The following is a 4,993-nucleotide window of genomic DNA, read 5'->3' on the forward strand; positions in this document are numbered from 1 at the left end:
TGCGTGCCTTTGCCCGCCCCGGGCGCGCCCAGCAAAATTAGTCTCATGGTGTCCTCGGACGGTTCTTAGATTTTGTGTCGCACCAAGCGTCGGCCCGAGGGCTGGGCAAGGCAGATTTGCATCGAGGATAGCATGCGTGCCCGTGAAGAATTCCCTCCGCGGCGCATGCCTTACTGCGCGGCCCCGGCTGCGAAGACTGCGCGCACGCGCGCCAGGTCCTCGGGGGTGTCGATGCCCGGTCCGGGCGCGACATGGCTGACGTGGACCGCGATGCGATGCCCATGCCACAGCGCGCGCAATTGTTCGAGCGCTTCGGTGGCCTCGACGGGGGCCGGCGGCAGCGACGGAAATTTCCGAACGAAGCCTGCGCGGTAGCCGTAGATGCCGATATGGCGCAGCGGCGCCGGGGTGGGCAGAACCGTCGGTGCCGCGCCATTGGCCGAGCCATCGCGCCACCATGGGATCGGCGCGCGGCTGAAATAGAGCGCATTGCCCTGGGCGTCGAGCACCGCCTTCACCACGTTCGGATTCAGGAAGTCGCCCAGCGCGTCGATTTCATGGGCCGCAGTGCTCATCGCGGCGCCCGGGTGAGTGGCCAATACGGTTGCCACGGCATCGATCAGCGCCGGGTCGATCAGCGGCTCGTCACCCTGCACGTTGACGACGATGTCGTCGCCATCGAGGCCGAGTTGCTCGCAGGCTTCGGCCAGCCGGTCGGTGCCGCTCGGGTGGTCCTGGCGGGTGAGGATGGCCTCGACGCCGTGCGCCTTGCAGGCCGAAACGATGGAGGCGTCGTCCCCCGCGACCACCACGCGCGCGGCACCGGACTGGCTCGCGCGCCGGGCCACGCGCACGACCATGGGCAGGCCCGCGATATCGGCCAGGGGCTTGTTGGGCAGCCGCGTCGATGCGAGGCGTGCCGGCACCAGGACTGTGAAGCTCACAGGCCCAGCTCTTCGTCGGACAGCGTGCGCGCCTCGTTTTCGAGCAGCACCGGGATGCCGTCGCGCACCGGATAGGCGAGGCGGGCGCTGCGCGAGCAGAGCTCCTGCTTCTCGGCGTTCCAGGTCAGGGGGCCCTTGGTGACGGGGCAGACGAGCAGTTCAAGCAGCTTGGTATCCATCGAGCGATGATAGCTTTGCGTCGAGCGCGCTGAAGAATTCCGGGGCGGGTGCGAAGTGCAGCGGCACGGCCAGTGCATCGGGCGCCTTGCGCCACAGTTTGACCGCATCTTTCTCGGTACAGACCAGGGTGCATTCGCCGGAGGAGGGGCGCTGCCACGCATCGAAGTCGTAGTGATCGGGCAGCGGGATGGTGTCGGCGAGCGTGAGGCCGCGGGCGCGCAGCATCTTGAAGAATCCCTCGGGCCGGGCAATGGCTGCCAACGCGATCAGCGGCTTGCCTGCAAGGGCATCAAGGGACACGCGCTTTCCGTCGCTCGCCAATGCATCCTGCGCAAGGCTGCGGGTGGCGGTGTAGCCACCCGCAAAGGCCGGCCGCTCGCCGCTATGGAGCACCAGGTCGCAGCGGCGCGGCCACGGCTCGCGCAAGAGGCCGGCGGGCAGCAGCCAGCCGTTGCCGATGCCGCGATCGTCGAACACGCAGATTTCGATGTCGCGCGCCAGCGCCAGATGCTGGAGGCCATCGTCGCTCACGATCGCCTGCGTGGCCGGGTGCCGGGCCAAGAGGGCTCGCGCGGCGTCGATGCGCTTTCGGGCCACGAAAACGGGCGCGCCCGTGGTGTGACGAATCAGGGCTGGCTCATCGCCGACATCGTGCGGATCGCTGTCGCCGAGCACTTCGCGGCAGTCGTCGGTGCGGCGGCCGTAGCCGCGCGACACCACGCCGACCTGCAGGCCGCGGGCCTGCAGATGCCGGACGACGGCCATCACGACAGGTGTCTTGCCTGCGCCGCCCGCAATCACGTTGCCGACCACGATCACGGGTACCGGCACGCGCTCGGTCGCAAGCCATCCCCGGTTATAGAGCGAACGCCGCAGCGCGAAGAGGGTGCGGTAAAGCAGCGACAGCGGCCACAACAGGCATGCCGGCAAGCCGCGGTGCAGCCAAGCGCTTTGCAGCCGCGAGGCTGGGGTGTCCGTGCTGCTGCGGCCCTGCGACGGCACTCAGTGCCCGGCTTGCGCCGTCGACTGGGCGGCGAAGGTGATCTGCACCAGGCCGGCCCGGCGCGCGGCCTCCATCACCGTGATGACGGCTTGGTGCGGGCTGCTCGCGTCGGCGCTGATGATCACCACGCTGTCTTTGCCGCCCGTGGCCGCTGCGCCGAGTGCGGCGGCCACGGTGTCCACGTTGCGGTCCGCCACCGCGGTCTTGTTGACCGAATAGCGGCCGTCGGCCGAGACCGTCACGATCACTTCCTTCGGATAGTCGCGCTGCGCGTCGACGTCTGCCGTCGGCAGCCGCAGCTGCATCTCGGTGAACTTGCTGTAGGTGGTCGACAGCATCAGGAAGATCAGGATGACCAGCAGCACGTCGATGAACGGGATCAGGTTGATCTCCGGCTCGTCGCGCGCGCCGTGGCGAAACTGCATGCGGCCGCGGGTCATTTGCGCAGCGCGTTCAGGTGGCGCGCAAAGCGCTCGCCCGAGAGTTCGAGGTTCAGCAAATATTCGTCGACGCGGCTGCGGAAATAGCGCCAGAAGATCAGCGTCGGGATCGCCACGATCAGGCCGAAGGCCGTGTTGTAGAGCGCGATCGAGATGCCGTGCGCCAGTTGCGCCGGATTGCCCGAACCGACGGCGCCGCTTCCGGGCGACTGCGATCCGAAGATCTCGATCATCCCGATCACCGTGCCCAGCAGGCCCAGCAGTGGCGCGGCCGAGGCGATGGTGGCGAGTGCCGGCAGGTAGCGCTCCAGCCTGTGCGCGATCGTGCGGCCCGAGGCCTCCATGGCGGCGCGCAGGTCGTCCTCGGTGCATCGCGGGTTGGCGTTGAGCGCCCGCAGGCCGGCGGCCAGCACCTGGCCGAGCATCGAGTTGCGTTCAAGTTTGGTCGCGATGTCCGGCCCGGGAATGGACCCGCGCGAGACGGTAATGGTTTCGTCGAGCAATTTCGGCGGTAATACTTTCACAGTCTTGAGACTCGTGAAACGTTCTATAACCAGCGCGAGCGCAATGACTGAACAAGCGAGCAGCGGCCAAATAGGCCAACCCGCGGCAACAATGATGGAAAACAAGAAAATCCTCCGGCCCGTAGACTGCAAATGCGCGGCGATTATCCACCGAGCCTGCCATCGGCATGTGGCTTGTTTGCACGTCGGCAAGGACGCACAGATTCTGTGGATAACTTTGTGACTAACCTGCTGCGCAACTTGTCCGAACCCGCATGGCTCGGGCTTTCCGCTAGATCGATTGAATTTTGAGCAGTACTTTTTTGAATGAAATCAACCACTTGCACGAGAAACCGTGCGCCTGCCCCCTGCCGGGGGCTCGGTGCAAGGAGTACGTGGTCCGTTGTGGAAGAGTGGCTGCCGGCCGCTCGTGCATTTCGTGAACTTTCGTGAATCGAATCCTGCGCCCGGACCGCGCATCTGGGCGGTTGGCGCGTTGTGCCGGGCGGTGGCCGACGCGCTCGACGCGCGCTTCAATCCCGTCGCGGTGCGCGGCGAGATCTCGGGCTTTTCGCGCGCGTCGAGTGGACATTGTTACTTCTCGCTCAAGGACGAGTCGGGCCAGTTGCGCTGCGCCATGTTCCGCCGCGCCGCCGGATTGCTCGATTTTTCTCCCCGCGACGGCGACCAGGTGGAGGTGCGCGGGCGCCTTGCGGTGTACGAGCCGCGCGGCGATCTGCAACTGGTCGTCGAAAGCCTGAAGCGTGCGGGGCAGGGCGCGCTGTTCGAGCAGTTCCTGCAGCGCAAGGCGCGCCTCGAAGCCGAAGGGCTGTTCGATCCGGCGCGCAAGCGCGTGTTGCCCACCATGCCGCGTTCGGTGGGCATCGTCACCTCCCTGGGGGCTGCGGCACTGCACGACGTTGTCACCGCGCTGCGGCGGCGCGTGCCACACATTCCGGTGGTGCTCGCGCCGGCGGCGGTACAGGGCGCGAATGCACCGGCCGAACTGGTGCGTGCGCTGCAATCCCTCTATGTGCTCGATCCGGCTGTCGACGTGATCCTGCTGGTGCGGGGCGGCGGCTCGATCGAAGACCTCTGGGCCTTCAATGACGAAACCTTGGCGCGGACCATCGTGCAGAGCCCGGTGCCGGTGGTGAGCGGCGTCGGGCATGAGACCGACTTCACCATCGCCGATTTCTGCGCCGACCTGCGTGCCCCCACGCCCACTGCGGCAGCCGAACTCGTCAGCGCACCGCGCGACCTCTGGCTCGGGGCGCTCGATCTGCTCGACGAACGGCTTGGCGGCGCGCTGGGTGCGCGCCTCGACGCGCTTGGGCAGCGGCTCGATCAAGCGGCGGGCCGTCTCGGCCGCCCTTCGAACCTGGTGGCCCGTCAGCAGCTTCGCCTGGCGCACCATGCGCAGCGCCTGCACTTTGCGGTGCTATCGAGACGGGAGCGTCTGGCGCAGGTGCCGCGGTCGATTGCGGCGGACTTTCCCTTGAGGTTCGAACGCTCGCTCGTGCAACGACGCGAACGCCTGGAGCGTGTGGCCTTGCGCCTGCGGTTGCTCGATCCGGCATTGGTCTTGCAGCGCGGCTATGCCTGGCTCACCGACGCGTATGGCCGTGCCATCGTCAGTGCAAAGAACCTGAATGCAGGCGATGCAGTGGTCGCGCGACTTGCGGACGGTGAGGTCGACCTGACCGTCACGCCCGGCGATGCAACGGGAACACGTCCGACGCGCCCTCAATAATTACTTCCTAGAATCCTCCATTCCCCACAACCAACCCACGAGAAAAAACCATGGAACATGTGCTCCCACCCCTGCCCTACGCCCTCGACGCGCTGGCACCCGAGTATTCGAAGGAAACCCTCGAGTACCACTACGGCAAGCACCACAACGCCTACGTGGTGAACCTCAAC

Annotated in this window: 6 protein-coding genes and 1 pseudogene; 2 read left to right on the plus strand and 5 right to left on the minus strand. The window is 66.7% G+C overall.

All coding sequences use genetic code 11. The features are described 5' to 3' along the window. Window positions 1–170: 170 nt before the first annotated feature. Genes kdsB through AC1DXX_RS32955 form a run of 5 tightly spaced genes read right to left on the minus strand, consistent with a single transcriptional unit; the run spans window position 171 to window position 3,196 of the window. Entirely contained in the window at window positions 171–944 is a 774-nt protein-coding gene (kdsB, locus tag AC1DXX_RS32935) for a 3-deoxy-manno-octulosonate cytidylyltransferase (protein ID WP_478138402.1), read from the minus strand. Beyond that, the gene (locus AC1DXX_RS32940) at window positions 941–1,123 is read right to left on the minus strand and encodes a Trm112 family protein (protein ID WP_013541700.1); all 183 of its coding nucleotides are present in this window, start codon (window positions 1,121–1,123) and stop codon (window positions 941–943) included. The genes kdsB and AC1DXX_RS32940 overlap by 4 nt, the downstream gene beginning before the upstream one ends. Next, the gene (gene lpxK / locus AC1DXX_RS32945) at window positions 1,104–2,126 is read right to left on the minus strand and encodes a tetraacyldisaccharide 4'-kinase (protein WP_478138403.1); all 1,023 of its coding nucleotides are present in this window, start codon (window positions 2,124–2,126) and stop codon (window positions 1,104–1,106) included. The genes AC1DXX_RS32940 and lpxK overlap by 20 nt, the downstream gene beginning before the upstream one ends. After that, the gene (locus AC1DXX_RS32950) at window positions 2,127–2,552 is read right to left on the minus strand and encodes an ExbD/TolR family protein (RefSeq protein WP_478138406.1); all 426 of its coding nucleotides are present in this window, start codon (window positions 2,550–2,552) and stop codon (window positions 2,127–2,129) included. Between the two features lie 11 nt (window positions 2,553–2,563). Beyond that, the gene (locus AC1DXX_RS32955; RefSeq protein WP_478138404.1) at window positions 2,564–3,196 is read right to left on the minus strand and encodes a MotA/TolQ/ExbB proton channel family protein; all 633 of its coding nucleotides are present in this window, start codon (window positions 3,194–3,196) and stop codon (window positions 2,564–2,566) included. 313 nt (window positions 3,197–3,509) lie between these two features. Here AC1DXX_RS32955 and xseA point away from each other — a divergent pair, with 313 nt between their 5' ends. Together xseA and AC1DXX_RS32965 are read left to right on the plus strand one after the other, a co-directional pair. Further along, entirely contained in the window at window positions 3,510–4,823 is a 1,314-nt protein-coding gene (gene xseA / locus AC1DXX_RS32960) for an exodeoxyribonuclease VII large subunit (RefSeq protein ID WP_478138405.1), read from the plus strand. A gap of 50 nt (window positions 4,824–4,873) precedes the next feature. Continuing rightward, window positions 4,874–4,993: pseudogene (locus AC1DXX_RS32965) on the plus strand (superoxide dismutase [Fe]); the annotation flags it as partial.

This window comes from Variovorax sp. P4_B10, from assembly GCF_056402375.1.